The organism is Ferroplasma sp. Type II, assembly GCF_000496155.1.
Genome location: NZ_KI542750.1, coordinates 1 through 1,349, shown reverse-complemented (window position 1 = coordinate 1,349; position 1,349 = coordinate 1). Strand labels below are relative to the sequence as shown.

Here is a 1,349-nt window from a genome sequence, read left to right as displayed (position 1 = left end):
CGATGCACTAAGGGATTCGTCGTTTCCGTTCGTGCACATGATCGCTCCATACGGCAAAGGAAAATCTCGCCTGCTGACTGTCCTGTGCGAAACGACCCCCTATGGATTTTATGCCATAGATATCAAATCAGCGCCATTGAAGCGTGTTTCCGAACTCTACAAAGTAATATTGTTTGTTGATGAGAAGGGGCAGATGGACCAGGAAACTTCAGCAATGATCAATGCGAAGTATAATCGCAATTCGATCGTACTCAATGCAAGCACCGAGATACAGTCAGGATTCAGCTCCATTATTGGTTACTCTATCTACGGCCCTATGTTACTTGCCGGAAGAGAGCCGTTCAAGGACGATGCGATAGAATCAAAAAGCTTGCAGATCAACATGGATTATCCATTGAACCGTGAGGACATCCCACGAAAAATCAAAGGAAAGGTATATGATGGATACATAGCAAAGGCCCGGGAACTCAGAAGCAAGTTGCTGCAATTCCGTATAAACTGGCACGATAAAATAAATAATGTGCAGCCAAGTGAATTCCTTAAGAAATATGAAGACAAGACAGAGCCCCGGCTTTTCGAAGTTATATCATTTTTCGAAGATCTAATCGAGATAATTCCGGAAATCAAACCCGAAATCACGAAGGTTCTGGAAGATCAGATCATAAGAAATGTTGAGGTTGCGAGGGGGACTCCCAACGGCATTATAGCTGAAACAGTTCTCAGCAAGATCGATTCAGGCGAGGATCAGTGCGAATATACAATAAATGGGAAAGCACATACGGGGATATATCTTACTTCAATCTATGAGGATATTGGAGAGAACTATAAACAGAGAGCAGGGAGAATCCTGTCAGCACTGGGCATCAAGACAGACAGGCCAAGGGTAGAATTCACACGCAAAACACAGGACCGGATGGAAACGTACAAGAAGAAAATATCCGTTGTTAGGATTCCAGATGACAAAAAGCTCAATGAATTGAAATCCAGATATGACCCAGAATACATGAAAGCAATTTTATCCAGTATTTTTAAGGCTCAGCAAGCAATCGTGGACGAACAGGACGAACAGGACGAACAACGGGGAACTCCACATAAAAAAAAATGAAGAGAAAGAAAATAATGAAAAAAAAGAGGGCACCTTCCATAATAATCGTCCTAATAGTCCTAATCGTCCAGCATTGGATGGTAAAACCGCGATTTCCGATGTCCAGAGTGATTTTTCTACTAGCAAGGAAATGAGAGGAGACGCAGAACCCGTTAATGTTCTTCCAGAAAAATTCAATGCTGAGATAACTAAAGAACTTATCGATGCAATAAGGAGGAAATTATCTACTGAGAAATTTATACTG

1 protein-coding gene is annotated in these 1,349 nt (G+C 41.9%); it reads left to right on the top strand.

Going from position 1 to position 1,349, the window contains the following annotated elements; all coding sequences use genetic code 11:
• The coding region (locus AMDU4_RS09550; protein WP_290704891.1) for a hypothetical protein at positions 1-1,105 on the top strand (1,105 nt) is incomplete at its 5' end.
• Positions 1,106-1,349 lie beyond the last annotated feature (244 nt).